Source organism: Paenibacillus sp. FSL R7-0210 (assembly GCF_038009085.1).
Taxonomy (GTDB): Bacteria; Bacillota; Bacilli; order Paenibacillales; family Paenibacillaceae; genus Paenibacillus_AQ; species Paenibacillus_AQ silagei.
Window position 1 is genome coordinate 5,162,761 of the sequence record NZ_JBBPAR010000001.1, and the last position, 21,708, is coordinate 5,184,468.

The 21,708-nt window shown below is 51.9% G+C and carries 4 protein-coding genes; all 4 read right to left on the reverse strand.

Annotated features, from left to right (window positions below; all coding sequences use genetic code 11):
- Positions 1 to 93: 93 nt before the first annotated feature.
- The 4 genes from MKY64_RS21930 to MKY64_RS21945 all read right to left on the reverse strand — a co-directional run bounded on the left by MKY64_RS21930 (position 94) and on the right by MKY64_RS21945 (position 21,707).
- Complete coding sequence (locus MKY64_RS21930) at positions 94 to 14,172, reverse strand: S-layer homology domain-containing protein (RefSeq protein ID WP_340955698.1); 14,079 nt, start codon at positions 14,170 to 14,172, stop codon at positions 94 to 96.
- 235 nt (positions 14,173 to 14,407) lie between these two features.
- A complete protein-coding gene (locus tag MKY64_RS21935) occupies positions 14,408 to 16,021 on the reverse strand; it encodes an S-layer homology domain-containing protein (protein WP_340955701.1) in 1,614 nt (537 codons plus the stop codon).
- On the reverse strand, positions 16,018 to 20,493 hold the full coding sequence (locus MKY64_RS21940; protein WP_340955704.1) for a hypothetical protein: 4,476 nt from the start codon (positions 20,491 to 20,493) through the stop codon (positions 16,018 to 16,020). Before MKY64_RS21940 ends, MKY64_RS21935 begins: the two co-directional genes overlap by 4 nt.
- Entirely contained in the window at positions 20,490 to 21,707 is a 1,218-nt protein-coding gene (locus MKY64_RS21945) for a hypothetical protein (RefSeq protein WP_340955706.1), read from the reverse strand. Before MKY64_RS21945 ends, MKY64_RS21940 begins: the two co-directional genes overlap by 4 nt.
- Between the last annotated feature and the right edge of the window lies 1 nt (position 21,708).

Sequence of the window (21,708 nt, forward strand, 5' to 3'; positions counted from 1 at the left end):
CCGGGTCGGGGTGTCCACGCCTTGATTTTCCATGACAGGTTACCGGCAAAGGCCGATCCCTTTGCGGACCGGCCTTTGACGTAACCTCATTTCTTACTTGGATAATTTATAAATAATCTTGGATAATGTCATGACCAGCTTGTAGTAATTTTTGAAGTCACTAATATACTGACCTGCCGCCTTTTCGAACATCTTCAGGACAATCTTCGCCCCGATATAATCGCGGTAGACATCCCATACGGCTCCTGCCGAATCCAGCACGTTGGCTCCGGATACAATCAGCACCTTCAGTGCATCCTCCGGTTCAATCCCTTCCGTCACCTTCAGCTGATTGGTGGCATCGGAAATACTAATCCTTCCGTTGCGCATGGCGGATACGACAACAATCATGGCGATTTCATTGTTGTCCAGCAATTTGCGTTCCAGGGAATCGAGACTGTCATAGAATTCCCGCTGTTTGGCGGTGGATACCTTTTTGAGAATACGGTAGGTCTCCTTGAGCACGCCGCCCGTGGCCATCTGAATCGCAGTGCCCAGATCCACGAGTGAGATCAGACCGGAATCCAGCATTCCCTGGGCGATGTCATCCATTGTCCAGCCGCCAATTCCCACCAGCAATCCCAGCAGCCAGACCGGCTGATAATTGATCGAGATCAGAGCACCCGCAACCTCACTGACCTGTGTAAATCCTCCGTCATACAGCGCTTTGGCTAAAGAGTAGTGGCTCATACTGCCCTTATACTTGTTCAGCAGCTTGGCAACATCAATTGCGGACAGGCCGAGCTGCTGCCTCAGAACTGCAATAGTGTTGTCGGTCTGCACATTCCGATAAGCAATGTATTCGCTTGGTGTGTAGTCATTGCGGATCAGCCATTGCAGCTGCTCGTCCACGGGCCAGTCTCTCAGGAAGACCAGCGCCTGCGGTACTGAGAGTCCAAGCTTTTTGAGAATCGCGGCAATAGCATCCCCGCCTTCGCCTACTGCATCAAGCCCTCCCATAATCGCCGTACCCGTATATCCGTACTCACGCATGGCAAGAGCAATCTCTGCTATTGGCGCATTCGGCAGTCCTGCCTTGACAATCTTAATGACCTTGTACGGGAGCAGATTCCACTTCCGCAAATATTGAACGATAGCGGCTGGCGTATTAACACCCAATTGTACCAGCTGTGTTCCCTGCTCCTCTTCCGTACCTGCATTCTGGCGCGCTTCGTTGAAGTAATTGTAGCGCATCTTCAGAATGCTGGTATTGTCATAACCCAGGCTCCGCAGCGTATCCACCAGGTAGCTGGACGGTGCCAGCTCAAGCAGCCCCCGCAGATACAGCTCGGCAGCCACATCATTGGCATTTGCTCCCCGGTCCTTCATACGCTTCAGATAGGCGTAGAGCGGATCAGCGCCGAACACTTCAGTCACCGCTGCACGAACACGCTCCGCAGACATGATCGTAGTGGAGATCGCATCCTGCACACCCAACGCATCCAGATTGAAAATCACCTTCAGCGCAAGCACGATATCGGTATCCCTGAATTTCGCCTTCATATAACTCGCAACCGTTCCCGGGCTGCCCATAGAGGTTGCCGGAATCAGCTTCGCGAGGTAGCCGATATTCGTGCTGCTGTAATACACCGTAGTGACGGCCAGACCAAGCTCCGGACCTTTGACATGCACTGCCAGCAGGGCGGTTGCTTCATCGGCACCCAAGTTATAAGCATCCTTCAAATACTGGAGGATATCCTGTATCGCTGTACCTTGCTTATAGAGCAGGCTTACAGCAGCTTCTGCACCCGTGATTCCATACAGATCAAGCAATTGCTGAAGAGTTCCAGAGGATGTGCCCACTGCAAAATACACCTCAGCCACTGTCTTCTGTACCGCATCCGCTGTGTAAATACCCAGTCCGTTCAGGATCTCCTTCGCCTCCGCCTCCGTCTTGCCGTAGCTCTTCTTCAATAGTTCTGCGATATACGCCATCCGGTAGCCGCTTGTGCTCAAGACCTGCGCCGCTTGCGGGGCATCTGTGAAAATACCCTGCGCTCTGAAGAACTCCATTGTGGCGGCATCATACGTGGTCCCATAAATGGCGCTGATGCTGCTCAGAACTGCTGAAGCACTGAACGATCCGTCTGCAATCAGCAGTGCTGCGGCAGCCGCCGCAGATTGGCCGTTATACTCTTTGAGCATTTTGACAATATCCTGGAGCGGGTAGCCCGCAGTCCATAGATAGGCAATGGCCGCTTGCTCTCCTGTAATTCCGGCTTCCTGCAGGATAGATTGAGGCGTTGCAGCCGTATTGCCTTCCTCCACAGCTGTGCCGTAGACCTGCCGCACCGTCCATTCTATAATGCTGGCGTCTTCCAATTGGAGCGACAGCAAAGCATCCCGAGTAGCCTGTAGCGAATTTCCATAATAGCTCTTGGATACTTCGATCACATCCTGCAGCGTGTAGCCCAGCGAACGAAGATATGGCGCTGCATCCTGGATGGAGGCAATGCCGCTGCGGTTCAGCAGCTCCTCCACGCTATCATTCACCGGTTTGCCGTAGTATTCCGCCACAGCAGCCAGAATGTCAGCCACCGGATAGCCCCCGGATTGCAGCAGGCTGTAAGTCGTCTCTCCGGCGCTGAGCTTGTAGTGCGTCTTGCCTGCTAGGACTAGGTCGGCGAGTGCAAATCCGGCGCTTCTCAGCTCCGGCACAGCATCGGCGAACACGGTGATCCCCAGCGCATTCAGCGTATCCAGCCGGGTCTGCGTCAGATTCTGCCCGTATACATAGGACACCGAATTCTGTATGTCCTCATCACCATAAGATCCCTCGACGGTCAGAGCGGCGGCAGTCTCTCCGGCCGTTAACCGGTAATGCTCCTTGCCCACCCGGACGATCCCGTTCAGATCGAACTTCATGTTGCGCAGGAAGGATACAGCAGATTCCAGGGTGACCAGCCCGCTGGCTGCCAGTGAATCCACTATACTCTCACGCTGCGAGGTCCGGTAGATATCCGTCACACCCGCAAGGATATCCTCCTGGCGGTATAGCCGGGAATCTGTGAGCAGCTGCAAGGCTGTTCCCGCAGATAATCCATATTCTGTCTTGGCCAGCCTGATGCTGTTCGCCAGACTGAACCGGGCCTGGAACACAAAGGAAATGGCTTCCTCGAAGGAGGGAGATCCCTGCCGGACAAGCAGTGCATGAATCACTTGTTCAACAGATTGTCCATAGACTGCGGCAAGGGTCGTTACCAGCACATTCCTGTCAGCCAGAATATTCTTCTGCACGAAGAGCAGCGCCGTCTGACCTGCGTCCTGGTGGAAGGCGTCTTTGGCTGAGCTGGCAATATCTCTAGGCGCAAATCCCGCATTCCACAGATATTCAACAGCTGCGCTTACTTCAGTAATTCCCTGCTCCTGCAGTGCTTCTGCTATCGTACTTCCGAGCGTCTGTCCGTATACGGAAGCAAGCCCGGATAGAATAAGACTCTGATCATTCGGATAAGCGGCGGTAAGCAGCTTGGCTGCTTCTCCGGCCGTAAGCCCGTAATAATCCTTGAGTGCGCGGGCCATATCCGGCAGCTTGTAGCCGCCCTTCTGCAGAAATTCCAGCCCGTCCTCCGGCGATACGAGCTTGGCAGCGCTCAGGAGCTGGGCAATGGTAAACTGCTGCTGGCTATAGAGCGACTGCAGCAGCCCAAGCGTCGCCTGCAGGTTGCCCCGCACTCCGGCATGGATCAGCAGCCCCCGCATGACCTCGTCCTGGCTGAATCCGCCCTGAATCAGGGCCGGACCCACCTTGTCCGACTGCCAGTAGGCAGGGTAACGAGCAGCAAGCGTGTTAATCACGGAGGCAGCCGTAGCCCCTTGTGCCCGCAGCGTCTGAATCCACAGCGAGATTGGATCGCTGCCGTAGGCCCAGGCCGCCGCCCGGCCGATATCCTCCTGATCCTCGTTCGTCTGCTGGATGAGCAGTGCCATCGCAGCAGCGCTATCCAGCCCGTAAGCCTCGCGCAGCACCAGCGCCCGGTCCTTCAGCGGATACGGAGCCAGCCGGTCAATGACCTGGCTCATGGTAAGACCTTTTGTAACCAGATAAGCAGTCACATCATTTGCTGCAATTCCGTATGTGCTGAAAGCGGCCACCCATTCACTCCACCCCTGACTGTCGAATTCAGCAGCGACCTCTTCGAAGGAATACCCCGCATTTTTCAGCGCAGAGATCAGGTAAGGCATTCCTTTCGCTCTGACACCCCCTGTAGGGTAGAGATTAATCGTCCCTTCCACGATCATATTCAAGGTATACCGGCTGGATAAGCTCATGGCAACAGTGATATCCGGCAGCGTCGCACCAGCGAATAAATACTGGGTATCCTTCACCACCGTCCGCACATCACAGGCGCAGCCAAATCGGGAAAAGGCCTCGGTGCGCTCCAGCTCCACCCAATCCTGCATCGTGAGGCCCATCTGCCGGATAAGCGGCCCTGCAATCTCAACCTTATCCCACAGCCTGGAATTACTCATGGCTGCCGCTATTGCGGTAGCATCCGCCTGCCCATCCCTATCCTGGACGAATACGGCTCGCAGCGCCGTCAGGACATCGGCTGCTTCATAACGGTTGTTGTAATCATGGTAGAACAGATCCATTGCACCGCTCAGCGTGAGCGCTGTTCCCGCTTGTCTGTAAGCATCATACATTGTCTGCAGCGATTGTACCGGCGTTTTGCCCGCCAGCCTGAACTGTCTGAACAGTTCATAGGTATTGCTGCCCTGCTTCAGATAATAGTCCGCCAGCTGAACCGGATCATAGCCCCCGTCCAGAAGATATTTCAGGATATGCTCCCGCTGGGATTGGGTAAGCCCTGGAGAGAGAGCCGCAATCGCTGCCGGGAGTTCTGCACCGAACTGTTCACGCAACAGCGCGGCCTGTGCTGAAGCCTGATACCCGCTGGCGGCGAATTGAGCGAGCACCTCGCTTAACGTGACACCTGCCGACACCCATAAATCATTCACGATGATGGCAATTTCCTGCACCTCATAGTGCTTGGCCATTAAGGCGCTAATGATCACGGAGGCACCATCTCCGGCCGATTTAACCGCTTCGGCCACTTCCCGTGCAGACACCTTCGCGTTCAGCAGCTCTGTCGCCGCATCCTGCTGCGAATATTCCCGGCGCAGCAGAGAATACGTATACGCCGCCGGGAAGCCAGCGCCCATGAAGGCCCGCAGCATTTCTGCCGCGCCAGCAAAGCTGTATTGCTCTGCAATCGCCTTGCTCACATCCGCCGCCGAATATCCCGCTTGGGACAGCCAATTCGCACTGGTAACGGCATCGCCCGAGTACAGCTCCTTGATGACCGCTGCCGATTCCGTTGCCGGTTGCTTGCCTTCGGCCATGGCGGACACGGCCTGTGCATGGCTCAGACCATATGCACTCTGGACAGCTCCGGCAATCCCGAGGCTGTCATAACCTGTCAACCGGAGTAACTGTACGGTATTGCCGCTTGTTTCATTCCAGTTACCCTTTAGGACCTTCGCCGCTTCTGTAACGGATACATTGTAGCGCTTCAGATATCCCAGGATGCCTTTGCTGAGCAGACCGAATCGCTGGAGCACTGGAGCAATCTCACTGATCGAATAGCCTGCCGAGAGAAACTCTGGGACAATCAATCCATCATACGCAGCCGTAGCCGGCTTAAGCGAATTGTAAGCATCATAGAGCGCTGACGCATCCGCGTTCATTGCATACAGGATCGGCGTCAGTTCTGAGCGGATCATCCCATACTCGATCAGCACCGCACGGTACAGATTCGCTGCCTTGAAGCCGCCGTCCCGCAGAAGCTCCGCCGTCTCCAGCGCAGTCTTGCCGTATTGCTTGTGAAGTATTTGAGCCGGGTAGGCTGCATCGTTCTTATAGGCATAGCTGGTGACGAACCCGAGCAGGGTCGCCACATTCGCCACCGGCAATTCGTCAAAGACAGCCAGGAACGTCTGATTGACCGCCTTTACCCGGTTCACCCCTGTGTAAGCCACCGATACCGTGGAGGCTGAACCAATCACCCGGCCGCTGCTGTTCCAGCTCAGGAGAATCTGCGCCGGATCTGCCCCGAGTACCGCAGTCACGGAGCTTTGCCATTGACCATCGATCTTGACGGAGAAGGACCCGCTTGCTATTACGCTGGCCAGCGGCTTGTCAAACGTAAGGATAACCTGGGTCCCGTTCTCCGAAGAGGTCGCATCCATCAGGAGCGGCGGCGTGCTTACATTATTCACCGTCAGCTCCGCACCGAGATCATACCCCGCTGCATCCAGCCGCAGCTTGAATTCCTTATTGTAAGCCAGGTTCGCTGCCACCTTGTACGTCTGTCCGAAGTCTGCAGTGGATACCGGACCCAGTGTTACCGGGTTGTTGCCGGCATCCTGCAAGCTGAACTGCACACCTTGAACCGGTGTACTGAAGCTTACAGTGAAGCCATTCTCATTCACACCTGTGATACTTGAAGTGACACGGTAAGCCACATACACCTTAACCGCTGCCCCAAAGTCATACCCCGCCTTCTTCAGAGTCAGCGAATACGTACTGCCTTCGGCAAGCTGGGTTTGAATGATGTAGGTACCTGCGTCTGTTCCCGCAGCGATCCCCGTCACCTTGATCCTATCGCCTGCCGCCGTAAGAAGCTCCACATCCTCAGGCTGCACATCAATTCCCTTGCGGCCCAGCAGCACACTTATTCCGCCGGCATCCGCACGGGTGACCTGGCTCGTAACCTCAACTGGCAGCACCACTTCGAGCGGCCCTTCTACCGGGTGGGACGGATCTTGCACCATCAGCGTATACGTTTGACCGGCGGCTATAGGCACACGCACCAGATAGATTTTGCCCGCATCGGCTGTACCCGGATTAGCATCATAGAATGAGCTTGCGGTAAGGGTTACACTCTGCCCGCCGGGTCCACTGAGGTGCACGGAGGACAGATTCAGGTCAGGCACGGCCTTGCTCAGATGCAGACTGAAGCCGGAGGTATTAATGCTGCTCGCTGTCAATTGCAGCATCGGAAGGACATCCAGATGAACCGACGGTCCAAAATCATACCCCTGAGCTGTCAGCGCCAGCCGGTACGCCGCCCCTTCCGTCAGCTTCGCCGCCGCTTGATACGTCAGCCCGCCGTCCGCCGTCACCAGGGAATCTAGCGCAACAGCCTCGCCGCTGCTGTCCTTCAGCAGAATGTGGCTGACCTTCAAATCCGGGACTGCGGCTTGCAGCCGCAGGGTGAACCCGTTCTTGGACAGCGCCTCGATGGATTTGGCGACAGGCTGCAGCACCGTGAACGGCAGCACCGTGCCGAAATCATAACCGGCTGCCGCTATATTCAGACTGTAGGTGGCCCCGTATTGCAGCGCCGCCCGCATGGCGTAGGTCGCACCTCCATCTAAGGTGGTTGCCGCAGACACAACGCTCTGATTGCCCTCCGCATCCTTCAAGATGAAGCTGGCTGCGCTAAGTCCCGGAATAGCCGGGTCCAGCTTCACCGTAAGCCCGTCATTCTGAATTTTGTCATAGCTGAGTGCAACTTGTACCGGCACCTTCACCGCAAGAGCTGCCCCAAAGTCATAGCCTGTCCCGGCCACAGCCAGCGTATAGACCGCTCCATCTGCAAGATTAGCAGACAATACATAACCGGCCCCCCCGTTCAGCTCCTTGACGACTGTAACCGGAGTGGACTGCCCGGCAGCATTAACCAGCTTGAAGCTGCCAGCCTTAAGCCCGCCAACAGCCGGGTTCAGGAGAACACTCACGCCTTGCCCGTTAACAGGACCAACCTCACTTGCAATCACACTCGGCAGCGTAGCCGGCAAGACTTCCCCGAAGTCATGACCCGTCTGTTGCAGCGCAATCGTATAGGTCTGGCCTCCGGCAAATGCTGCCTTTAGGCGGTAAGTCAAGCCATGGTCGTCCGTCACCGCAGAGGACACAGGCAACACTTGCCCTGTGCTATCCTTCACCGTGAAATCAGCGGCACTCATTCCAAAGACACCGGGATTCAGTCCGATCTCCACGTAGTCCGCTCCTATTCTCAACACTGCCGCGCTTATCCCAGCCGGAACGTCAATGAAGATCGGGGTGCCGAAGTCATACCCGTGCTTGACAATACGCAGCGAGTAACGCTCTGTTCCCCAGAAGCTCGCTTCTACCTTATAAGTGAATCCCCCGTCCGCTGTCGATATTTTCATAGGATGGTAGACTGTAGCGTTGTCTCCTTGCTTGATGTTGAAATCACCCGGCAGCAGGCTTGGCATCGCCTGATCGAAGCGCACAGTGAACGCCTGATTGTTCCCGGTTTCCATCCCCTCGAACGCAGCCGCTACAGCCTGGATGGACAACGGCAGCTCCGTACCCAGGTCGTATCCCGCCACATGCAGGCCCAGCTTGTACTGCACACCCGCCTTCAGATAGACACTAATCTCATAAGACCGGCCCGCATCCCGGGTAATGACCGATCTTAAGTTGACGGTTTGGCCTTGGTCATCCGTCAGGCTGACATTTCCGGGGTCCAGACTGAGCGGTGAGGACAGGCTCAGCTTGAAGCCGGTCACAGACAACTGATCCACCGTGGCCGAAGCCGCATTCAAGGTGAACGGGTCAATGCTGTCAAAAACATACGGCGCCTTCGCAGCAATCTTCACCGTGTACGTCTTGCCTCCGGCCAGCGGAACAAGCACGTTATAGCTCCCTGGAGCAGTGGAAGCCTGGAGGGATTGTACCGCAGCGATATTACCCTCTTTATCAGTGACGGTAATATCCGCAGCACTTAGACCGGGCACCTCCGAGCTCAAAACAAGCTTGAAGCCGCTCCGCGACTGGCCGTGAATGATTGCATACACCCCTACTTGGAAGCCCACCGTAAGCGGAGCCCCGAACAGATAGCCGGGATACTTCGCTTGCAGAGTATACGTCTCGAAGGCGTCGAATTTCCCTTCAATATTGTACATCGCACTTGCCGGACCTTGAGAAGTCACCGTAATCGCGATCTTGCGGCCTTTGCTGTCATACAACGCGAAATGCTCTTCGGTCATATCCGGCAGATTCGGAGAGACAGACACCACAATCTTGTTCAGCACCGTGCCCACCAGCCGGAGGGCAGCCGACGCCGAGATATCGAAGGAGACCGGAGAAGCCAGCCGGAAGTCCTCTCGCGCCAGATCCAGGGTGTACCCCTTGCCCGCGGCCACCGCATTCAGCGTCACCTGGTAGCTTAGGCCCTGATCCGTTGTCTTGAGTGAATACTCATTCACAGGGATTGGATTCCCGCTCGGATCACGGAGGATTACTTGCTGCGGGGTCAATCCGGCAACCTTGGAGCTGAATTGAAGCTTGAACCCCAGTACCGTTATATTGCTGAGTGCAGCCGTAATGATTTTCGATATTGGAAAAGCTACGGGTTCATTCACCTGATAAGTTACATCCGGCTTGTACTGTACCGTATACGTTTGCCCTCCGGCAAAGGTACCGGCAAGGGTGTAGTGAGCGCCTGCATCCGCTGTTGCCGCTGAAGTCAGTGCAATGCTGTCACCAGCGGCATTTCGGATTACAAAATGCCGCTGGGCCAGCCCCGGAACCGGCGCATCCAGCTGCACCTTCACACTTGCTGTTGTCGCCTCCATAACTGTCAGCGTTGGCGGCAGCCGGAAGGAGACTGGATTCATTGAGAATTCATCCTTGTCCAGCTTGACCATGTAGGCCATACCCGGCTTCAACTGATTGCCCGGCACTCGAAGCTGGTAGCTCGCCCCGCCGTCTGCCGACTCGAACAGATTCGGATAATAGAGCGTGCCGGCTTCATCCGTTAACGACAGCCCCAGATAATTCTCAATCTCCGGGAACTCGGGAGCGAACTTCAAGGTGAACTGCCCGTCCTTCGTTACATCCGCTATGCTGGCGGCAATCCACTTATTCACATGGAACGTGACCGGCGAGCCGAAGAGGATGTACCCTTTCTTCAGCACAATCGTGTAGTCCGCATTCTCCGCAAGCGTTACCCGCACTTGATAGGTCCCGCCATTATCACTCGTGGTTAACGTAACTCCGTTCAGCTTGTTATTCTGCGCATCCGTGATCGTAAGGTCATCAGGCAGCAGGCCCGGCACCGGGTTGGCAAAAGAAAGCTCGAAGCCCGCACTCGTGATCTTCGAGACGCTGGTTGTCCCTGCGTCTGTGGTCGCTGCAACCTTGAATTTCACCCCTGCTTCCGGTAGATGCCCGGTCAGCTTCAGAGTATAGCTGCCTCCCGCCAGGTGGGCCGACAGCCGGTAGCTTGCGCCCTGGTCCGCCGTTGTTGCTGAGGATATCACTACGGGATCTCCTGTATCGTTGTTCAACAATACGAAATTCCCTGCACCCAGCCCATCCACGGCATAATCGAGCTTCGCAAGCAGCCCACTGTTCTCAATCTCATCGACAGAGACTGTAGCAATTAGCGGAACCGCAAAGGAGACCACATTCGGGTCCACATCTGCATCCAGCGCGAGACTATAGTAGCCCGGGGTCAAGGCGGCTGAGAACTGATAGCTTCCGCCTTCCGGGTCATTCATGACGACCTTCTTGATGGGAACCTCCGGGCCTCCAAAAGCCTTGGTTAGCTTAAAGCCGTATTGCGTATTAATCTTCATCGCAGGTGACATCACCAGCGTGAAGCCGCTGTAAGTCGGATCTACTACCGTGTTCTGGGCATACACATATATCTTCTTCGGCGCGCCGAAGTCATACCCGTCCGCCTGAACCGATACGTAATAACTCTGACCGCCCTCTCCGTCAAAAGCCACTACATAGATCCGCTGCTGGTTATCCCATGTCACACCTGTAATCGCAACCTCATGGCCTGCCAGATCCGTGGCCCTGAAATGTTCAGCGGTCAAATCCGGCACGCGCGGATTCAGTCCGGCCATGAATTGGGTCGGCTTCCGCCCCGCGCCCCACACATTCAGAGTCGCGTTCACCAGCAGAGCCGGCTTCCCGAAGCTGTAGCCCGGAGCCGTAATACCAAGTACAAATGGGCCTCCGGCATTAATCTGCGTGGTAAGCAGCTTGTAGGTACGGCCTCCGTCACTGGAGCCCGCCGAGTCCAATACAACCGCCCCGCCGTTGCTGTTCTTAAGCTCAAAGGCTGAGACTGTCAACCCCGGTACCGCCCGCCCGAAGTGAACCGTAAGGCCGCTATAAGCACCGGGATACCCGTCGAAGGTCGTATACTTACTGATTTCCACGGTCTCAGGAACAACAACGGTCCCTTGTATGAACCGTCCGTCATAGAGATTGACATGGTAAGCATAACTTCCTGCTGCGGGCAAATCCGCAGCTATCACTGCAGATTTCCTGTCCAGACCAAGCTGGACTTCATCCACGGCTACGGCCCCGCCGCCCGGAGCCTGCAGAGTCATATCGCCTGCCGAGAAGTCTGGCGTACCTTGCGCAAACTGCAGCTCAAATCCGCTATGCGTCACCCAGCCTGCCGAAGAGGGAACTTCCTCTGCCCGGACCGCCAGAGCGGCCGGTTCCGTGAACTCATACCCGTCCATATCAAGCGAAAGGGTATACCAATCCTTCGGGGCCAGACTGGCCCACACTTCATATTGCCGGCCGGGAACCACTGTACTGAGCATATCGATACTGACCTGCCCGCCCGCCGCGTTCTCCAGCACCAGGCTCAGAGAATCTATCTCCGGCACTGTCTTATCCATAGACAGGATAAAGCCGTAAGTACGCACGGTACCAATCGAAGGTTCAACCTTCACCTTGCCTACGGCTGGTACAGTCACTTCAAGCGCTGTCCCGAAGCTATAGCCGCTCCGTTCCATACTAAGCGTGTAGGTGCTGCCCGGGACAAGTCCTGCAGTAATCGTGTATACACCGCCATCCTCTGCGGAGGCCGCTCCGTCCACCTGAATGCTGCTGCCATCCCCCGCTGTCAAAGCGAAATGAGCTGGGGTTAAACCCGCAACCGGTGGATTCAAGGATACCTGGAAGCCCGTCTCCGTGATGCCGTAGACCTCAGCAGATACCGGGATCACTACCGGGTCCGTGACCGGAACGAATACGGACACAACCCCGCCGAAGTGGTAGCCCGCCTTCGTCACGCTTAACAAGTAGGTAGCCCCTTCCTGCAAGGCAGCTGTCAGCTGGTAAGAGCTTCCGCCGTTATGGGCAGCAGCCTCTTGAATAGCGACAGCTTCGCCCGTCCCGCTGCGCTTCAGGGTGAAGCCAGACAGCGGCAAATCGGCTACCGGCTGATCGAACTGGACCTCCAAGCCCGCTACGCTGATATTCTGCACCGCCGTGGCCACCCGAATATCCTCCGGTGTAGTCACTGGAATAACTAAGGTTACCGGGGCGCCGAAGGCATACCCTGCCTTGGAGAGTGTAACAGTGTAGGTCTCCCCATCCTTCAAGGCTGCGGCAACCCGGTAAGAGCTTCCCCCGTTCAGAGAGCCGATGAAGGATATCCCCACAGCCTGCCCAGCTGTATCCTTCAGCGAGAGCTCTGCTGCTGTCAGATTCGCAACAGGCTTGCTGAAGCTGAGCATGAAGCCGCTCAGAGTACCGAGCGCAGCAGTAACTGCCACCTCAAGCGGCTGCTCTGCAGGCGGCAGGGTTGGCTGAGGTGTTGGGGATGGAGTAGATGTTGGAGATGGCGGGGTCGTCGGGTTGCTTCCGCCACCGCCACCACCGCCACCACCACTTCCTCCGCCAGTTCCACCCGCTCCACCTGCTCCGGCAGGAGCCGTGCTTGCAGCCGGAGCAGTAACCGTATACTCTCCGCGTGTCGTAGTTTCCACGCTGCCGGGGGAACGTTCAAACACTACTTTTGGAGCATCTACCAGTGCCTTCACGATTTCTCCCGCGCCTGATACACTTGCTGTGCCATGCAGCTCCAGATCACTTACCTTCACGCCTTCGTTCAGCGTAATGGACGAAGCGCTGACTCCCCCTGCAACGCTTAAGCGGCCTATGGTCCCCGAGGTGACCACAACCTTGACGTTGCTCTTAATCTCCACCGAGCTGAACTCCCCGCTCAGGGTGACTTCACCCGACCCTGAAATGACAACTCCCTCAATACCGCCGGAAGCTGTCCCGCTCTGCTCTGACTCAAGCTTGGCATCGGACTGGACATTCAACTGCCTGATGATCGATGTCCCGCCGACCACAACCCGTACCAGACCGTCCGCCCGATCCACGGTTACAACACCGAGCTGCGAATGATTGATATGTACACTATGGGCACCGCCGCCTTGAATATCTGTGCTGCCCTGTACCGTCACCTGTTCAAGGTAGATCTCTCCGTCTCCAACCTTGGAGCCGATGAGCAGATTTCCTTGAACCTGAACGTTGCGCAGCGTTATGCCCGGCGCATTCAGGGTAAGATCACCGGCAACGGTGAACGAGCCTGTAACAGGACCATAAGTGCCGCCCGTCTCCAGAGTCTTCGCTGGAGGAATGATCCCTCCCTCTGCATGGCTGCCGGACTGCTGCTTCAGACGATCCAGCAGCACAACGGCTTCGGCCCGTGTAAGCTGCCGTGAAGCTGCAATCGTTCCATCCGGGAAACCCTTCATGTAACCGGCACTTAGCACAGCACCCAGCGCATCACGGCCATAGCCCGGAATACTGCCGGCATCCTTGAATACCTTCAGCGGATCTTCGCCGTCCTTCATCAGCACAGGCGTAAGCTTGGCGAGCATTACGGCCGCCTCCACCCGTGACAACGGCTTGTCCGGCTGGAAGGTCCCGTCAGGAAATCCCTTCACATATCCGGCCTGGACCGCTGCCTGCACCTGTGAGACGAACCAGGCCGCAGAGGGAACATCCTTGAAACTGATCTTTCCCGTTCCCTGGTAAGCAAACAAGCGGTTCACTAACGCCACAAACTCTATACGTGAGATAGTCTGATCAGGCCGGAAGCTTCCATCCTGGAAGCCTTTGATATACCCGCCTCCTATCCAATCGCTTAGTTGCGGCTCCGCCCAATGACCGTTAATATCGCTCGCAGCAGAGGCTGTCCCGTTCACAGCCGCAGCCTCTGCCTGGCCTGTCTGCCAAAGTCCGGGACTCCACAGCCCCGCAATTAGACTGACAATCAACAGCCAATGGAGCAAGAGCCTTATTCTCTGTTTTGCCCGGTGGTTCTTCACGCCAATTCCCCCTTCATCACAGCACCCTTGTTTTTCGACAATCTATGAGATTTTTCTCATAGACAGAATCATATCTTGTATATTTGAGTCTACAGGAAGGGAATAAAAGAATAATGAAAGCTTTGGAGAGCAAACACAGAAAAACCGCGAAGCAGCAAGGCTTCGCGGTTTTTTATTTCCCGGTTTTTTATTTAATGAGATAAATATTTCGGGGCGGTTTGTATTTATTTTAAATTCAGTTCAGCTCACTAAACCTTTCGAGCATAGTGGCAACCTCTGCTCTGGTTGCAAGACCCGAAGGATTTATAGTCAAATCCGTGTTGCCCTTCATAATGCCCTTAGACACAGCCCAAGTAATGGACTCTTTGGCATAGCCTGAAATTTGATTTGCATCTTTGAAGCTCAGGCTGGAAGTTTTAGCTTGAAGGTCATAACCTTTAACCTTTGCGTATCTATGCAGCATAACAGCAATTTGCTCACGGGTGATGGCAGCATTGGGAGCGAATTTACCCTTATCATACCCATTAACGATTTTGCTTTGATTTGCCCAAATCACCGGATCTGAATACCAACGGCCACTTTGAACATCAGAGAATACATTGGCAAATGTAACATTCGGTTTATTTTCCATACGATAGATTACAGTGGCCAGCATGGCACGGCTCATTTTCCCGGAGGGTGAGAATTCCGTCTCAGAGGTTCCCGTGAATAGTCCCTTGTTGGACACATACCTTACAGAAGGATAGAACCAATCGTCATGTGCTATATCTGTAAAAGGAGTCTTCTTAGCAAAGGTTACAACCACAATGGTGTCACGGCTAACCTCTGGAATGGTGTAAATGTCATGGCCTATAAATTTGTCACCGTTGACAAAGATATATTCGGTCTCAAACCCTTCATCCGGAATCATTCTGATGGTGGCAGAGGTTGTTGCACGAATGGTCTGAGCTTCAAAGCCCTCGGCAATTTTGCCATTTCCGCCTTTAACAGAAGCTTTAACGGAATAGTACAGATCAACTGCGGTGTTATTGACTGTGGTATTGTCGGCCGGAGCAGCCCAACGTTTCGGGCCGACATTTTTGGAGTTCTCGAAATCGGAAACACCAATGCTAAGCTTTTCAATAGCTTCAGTGATTTCCGACGCCAGCGCATCCTTGTTATTAAAAACAGCCTCAGCCCCGGCAATCACCTCTCTCAGTTTTTGAGCGGATTTTGTCGGATACCAATGATCCGGATAGTAGATGTTTTTGGGATTATCCGCAATAGTAACTGAAGCAAGTAAAGCTTTTGCAGCAACAATGTTTTCATATAATAGAGATTTTGAGGGGTCCTTTACTCCATCGCCCACAATAATTTGCACATCTTCAACCGGTTCAATGTACCGGTGTGTCGCATCTTTGTTCGTTAGAATGAAGCCGCTTGAAGAGATGCTGAACGTGCCGCTGTTCTTAGCTTGAAATACAGCCGTTCCAATATTTTTCAGTATGGAATCCTCTCTTCCCTTGGCGGTCATATCCAGATAGACATAGTTGATGGCACCATCGGAATATTTCATTGAAATGTCCTTTTCCACATTCACACCGGTATTTTCCAGTACATAAGAATCAAACTGCAGCTTTCCTTGAAAGCCATATACAGGCGCCCTTCCGGCACCCGTATAGGAAAGACTTAGTTTAACAAATATTTTTTCTCCAACTTCAAAAGATGATTTCAAGGAACCTGAGCTGTCCGTTACTGTGATGTCCACACGATAACTAAGGTCTGCAGCATCATTTGCGCCATAGGCATATGATGGTAGGGCAGCCCCTAGAAGCATGATGCACAAAATGATTTTTAAGTATTTGATCATCTTTTAAGTGCCTCCATTAGTGTGAGCTGCGCATCTACAATATCAACAATGCTGTCACCGTTTGTATCAGCTCTCATCCAATTTTCTACAGAACTAAAACCGTTGTAAACATTGTCTAAAATAGCATTCAATGTTGCCAAAACGTCGACTTTATCAATAGCACCACTGCCATCGGTGTCTCCACGCAGAAGAACAGGAGATTTCACCGTTGGTTCAAAACCAAGCTTGGCTGTTAATTGCTCGCCTGTGACAAGCTCCTTTGAAGCACCAATATATGCTTTCTTAAGATTGTCATATAACAGAGTTTGTTTGTTGCCTCCAATCACAACCGTTGCCTTGCCCATGTTCATTTCAGTGTATATGGTGTACAACGAGAACCCTTGTGTCTGACGAACTTCATAACGGTAACCATAATCTTTTACTTTGATTTTGATAACGTCTGACAGTTCTTTATAGACCGTCTTCCCGTCCTGGCCTTCAAAGGCAGACAGTCTATAACTAACCTTGATGGCCGTTTCGCCTGGAGCTAATGCTTCAATGGTCCCATCTTGCGAAAGTCTGATGATGTTCTGATTATACAGAACGTCCCACACAACGTCTTCTGCTTTTAGAACGGTGCCGTTAACTGTGCGGAGAGCTTTCACAGACAGCGCCGTTGTCCCGCCTATGCCAAGCTCGATCGAATCAGGCTGATCCTCGGAGCCTTCCAGGTCAGAGATTAGTTTAATGCTTTCATACTCTGACAAAACACGATTCACAAGATACACTGGAACAGCCGTTTCGTTACCGGCATCATCAACCGCTTTAAGCATCAGGGTTTGGTTCGGGTCCTCACTCGAGGCCTTACGATTGACAACGAAGGTTCCGTCCGGACTGATAACAATTCCGTCTGAAGTGCCGTCTAACGTTAATGTTGCGGATGGATCTGTTAGACCACGGAAGCTGTAGCTTGAGTCTGCGCCAACAAAAACAACTTGATTGCTGACGGTGTTATCAACGTTTTCCCCGTCAAGGCTGGTTTGAACATCTTCATCAAGGAGTAACGCAGGTGCTTGAGTATCAACAGTAAATCCAATAGCCCCTGATGACCTGCTGCCTTGGATGGTGTCACGGTTTTCAGCCACCGCTACAAAGTCAATCAACTGCTGGCCGTCTTCAACACTTTCTTCAAATGACCAGACCTTCTTATACTCTTGAGGCGTGTTTTTATCTTCGGTATTAAGGTTGAAGGTCATTTTAACAGGTCTGTCGAAGGTGTACGTTGCCTTTACTTGGTCAGTGTTTAAGTAATACCGGTCTTTGGATCTGTCAATGTTTGTCTCAACGCTTACAAGCTGAGGTTTATCCGTTGAAGGCATAACAAAGCCTGGCGATGATGCAACTTCGGTTGAACGATAATATTCCGCCTGTTTCAGGGCAGACTCCACAATTCTAACCGCCTGCACTTTAACAAAATAAGTCTTGCCTTCCTCTAATAGAGGCCGGTTGGTTTGGCTTTCTAATGGTTTCAGAATGATGTCACTGCCCACTTTAAATTGACCAAAGGAATTCTCGACCTCATCCCCATCTTCGTCTTGGATCGCCACAAGATAATGGGTTGCAGTGTCGTCGCTTCCCGTTATGCCAACCTTCACATAGCCGTCACCGCTGTAGACCGCAGAAACGGATTTCGGGTTTCGAGGGAGCAATGGATTGGTGAAAGTGAATGTTGAAGAAGTGATTTTCTTGCTCATTCCGCCTTGATGGTTAACAAGCATTGCAACCACATGATATTTCCCTTCAGGGAAGGACTCAGGAAGCGTGAATACGTGAGAACCTGATTCAATTTCATCTAACTCCAGGTTGCCGATACTAATTAAGGATGAAGTATCTTGAATGTTAGAGGATTCGATGGTTTTCATGATTGACGGGTCTTTCGTGACATAGACATTAAGTGCACCCGAATATTGGCCTTGCTTGTCCGTTGTCCAAGAAACGTTAAGTTCACGGCTTGTATTTGTGCTAGTAGAAGCACTAACTCCTGTAAGCTCTGGCATATAGTCAACACTGTTTACTGCAAAGTTGTCTATATAAACGTCAGGTGTTGAAACTGAAATGGACCAGTTCCCCCCAACAATCAGAAAGGGATCAGTGACTGAAATGTACAAATAATTAGTGCCATCTAAAGATTGAACAAGATAGTTTCCGTTGCCCTTATTATCGTCTTCAACCATGGTCAATCTTTTTCCATTTGGATTGGTAATATTAATTTCTGATGCAGAAGGCTTGATTAAACCACGAAGTGGAATTTCAAAGAGAAGTGCATCCTTTGTTGTCGGGTTAATCTCTTTTGTAACACCATTCCCGGCCCTTGTCTTAGCGATGGCCTCCGTACTCAGTCTTCTCATATTCGTTCCATAGATCATGGTGGTTGGCACAAGGTTGCCGCTCTCGTCCAGCGCTTCCGAGTGGACATAGTGAACGGCATCTCCTCTTGAAGAGAGGTCGATGGACCCGCCAAAGCTTAGGTCACCGTTCCAATAATAGATAAAGCCAAGCTTCACCCCAATGACCTTAAAGTTTGCACCCACAAAGTCAGATGAGACGGCTGCCTCAACTCCTGCGATCTCCTTGCCCCCAAGCAGCGGGATGGAGTCTGGAATGAACAGCCCTGCATAAACATAACCATAAAAATAATCTTCCGTAATTTTAATCGTTATACCGCCACGAATGGCTCCGGCATGAATACTGATGCTGCCGAAGGCATTAAGCTGAAACGGCGAGATCCATTGAACATTCATTCCCGCTTGAATATTAAGCAGCCTTGCCTCTTCGTCCTTCTCCAAGTGGCCGCTGCCTTCTATGGCAAGACCGGATAGTTTCGCATCCAGCTTAAAGTCACCTACAATAATGGCATTAATTAAAAGCCTTGTTTGAAGATGGATGGTGAGGGGTGGAAGCTCGCCTGCCGGGTCTCCGGCAACGGTGTCTGCAAGGTTCGAAATTCCTCCGCCAAGGCCTGTGATAAATACATAAGGTGCAACCACAGGAACCTTCATTGTAGTTGGCGCTAAAAAGAAGGTGAGCTTGTCCAGCATCATCTTGGGAACTTCGTTAATAGGAACCTTCTTCAGTGCCAGTGACCCTTCTACTTCCAGCATGGTAACGGAAACACCGGCATCAATGCTATAAATATCATCAATGGTATTAATGGTTATATCCGCTTTAACACCGGCTTCGTTTCCTACTAACGGGCCTAATATATCTTTGGGCAGGGCTACAGACAGTGTTGTGTTAATGCCAACAAAACCAATTTTGCTGTCTTTACTTCCATAGAGAACATCTTGAACGTTCGCTGTTAGCGAGCCTTTATAATCATAATGCTCCTCACCCTTCGATGGATCAGCAGCTTTTAAAGGCATTGAAATTCTACCGCCAAAGCTGATTCCGAAATCATCATCGTCCCGGGTCATCACACCATATTTAATATTGATCAAAAAACCTGCAATATTTTGCATCATAGAACCGGCATCTCCGAGCTGAAGTTCAAATGCTTGAGCAGTCTTCTCGGCAACAGCCTCCCGATTCAGAGTATATTTGGTTCCATTATTGGCTTCAAAATGCCACTTATTATGCCAAATATTAATCGAGTTGATCACTTTGACGGTACCATCGCCTTCCAGCTTTGCACCCTTGTTGTCAACGGTCATCTTAAGAGCTTCGTTGCTGTCATAGGTCAGGATGCTGTTGATGGTAATATCGCCATCGGCTCTGCTGGCAGAGTAATATTTTTCTTTACCCGTATCCATAAGCCTGATTTTTCCGCGAAGGGTCAACAGAATTTCTGTTTTATTTTCTTCAAATGCTATTTCTTTGTGAAGAATGCCATCTTTTTTCACGCCGCCGGATATAAATTTCTTCATTACATCTTCGTTTGTAAAACTAATATAATCATATAACTGTCTGTTGTTTGCAGCGTCTGTGAACCGGACTAGCGAAACAATACCGTAGCTTGCACTTTTATCCGCTAAATTATTGGTGACATCCACTGTAGTTGTTGCTTTAATTTTGGTACCGAAGGCATCGATCAGCTGTTGATTCGTAAATCTAAATTCAATGTCATACTTTCCAACCGCCAACGTCTGATTCGTTGAGAAGGCAAGCGTTTGACCTTCATCAATAAAACTTATTTTTCTTTTGTCAATCAGAACAGCCTCAGCGCCGGATGCTGGAACAAGGTACAGACTCCATCCGTCACTTCCCGAAAGGGCCTCCATCAGAACCTTCATATCGCCGGAAACGGTGATATTTTTGTCGCCTTCATAATAAACTGCCGCCGGGAAAACATGCTTCATTGAAACTTCCGGGAGCTTTCCTTCCACTGCTGGAATCAAAATGTTCGTGTTTGCACTATAGTCAACCACTTTATTGGTGCTAGCATCAATAATTTCTGTTGCGTTTAATGAAACGACCAGACGTTTTGATGTGATCATAGCTGTGTCTCTGCAATAATGTCAACATCCGGAATATCAAACACCGTTCCAATGTTAAGACCGCCCGAAATCTTCACCGTGTATTCCCGTGTATTCGTGGCTGCAAACACAAGTCCCTCTTCGAGGCTAAGCTTCACAATGGGTTCTATAAGTTCTTTTGCTCCTGAGACACTGTTGTCAATGGTTACCTTCGCTTTAAAAACACCGTTGTTTTCATATCCTTTTTTGTCGTTAGCCAAGTATACATTTCCGGTGTGGATACCTATTGAAACATGCTCTTTTTTGGTTTGATCAGCAAAGTTGCCGATACCATAGAGCATTTCAGAAATTCTGACTTGACCCGGTTCAATGGTTTTTTCATTCCAATAATAAGCCGTTGCAGTGTCAGGAACTAAATATTTGTTGGAGTAATTCGTAAAGTCGACACTAGGGTTTGGTGTATAATCGTATCTTGTGTTTGCAAGATTAATCCAGTGTCCCACAATCACTTTATCAACGTTCACATCCTTGTTGCCGCTCCAGCCGGACAAGAGGGCATAAGCCGTCTTGTTCGAAGCTGAAAGCGAATCAACATATCTGATTTGCTGCGGAAGGTTGTCACCGCTATATTCGGTTTCAACGATTGTCGGCTGCGACGGGTCAACCAATGCATAAGGTGCATCAATTTCTGAACCAAGCGCGTTGTCTAGTAGAAGCCGGATCCCCACCGTTCCGGCTGTGGCATTGTTATTTTTCACATCATATGAAATACCAATGTTTCCAGCTCTGGAGTTGTTAGGGTCAATCGAAATGGACACCTTTTGTGTGATGGTATAGCCCTTAATGTCCCATGCAATGGTTAAAAGCCTGTTTTGCTCTGAAACGACAGGTTCATGAAGCTTTGTATCGATGCCAAACCAGCCATACTCCTGACCGAAAACAAAATCCTTTCCGTCGATACGAACGGTTGTGAAGGATGTTCCATTGCTCCTTGCCGCATCTTCCTTATAAAGAAGCGGAAGGTTGTTGTCAAACGCTTTTTGTGGATGACCGTCAATGGTTTCAATGGAGAAACCACCCGTTTTTGAATTGATTGAATATTTCATAAATTCGTTCGCAATGGAATAATCCGCATTGCTGGCGTCAGCATGAACAGGGAAACTGGCAAAAGTGAAAAGCATGGATAGAATAATAGCTGCAGCGATGCTGCGTTTCATTGTTCTATAGAACGTCATT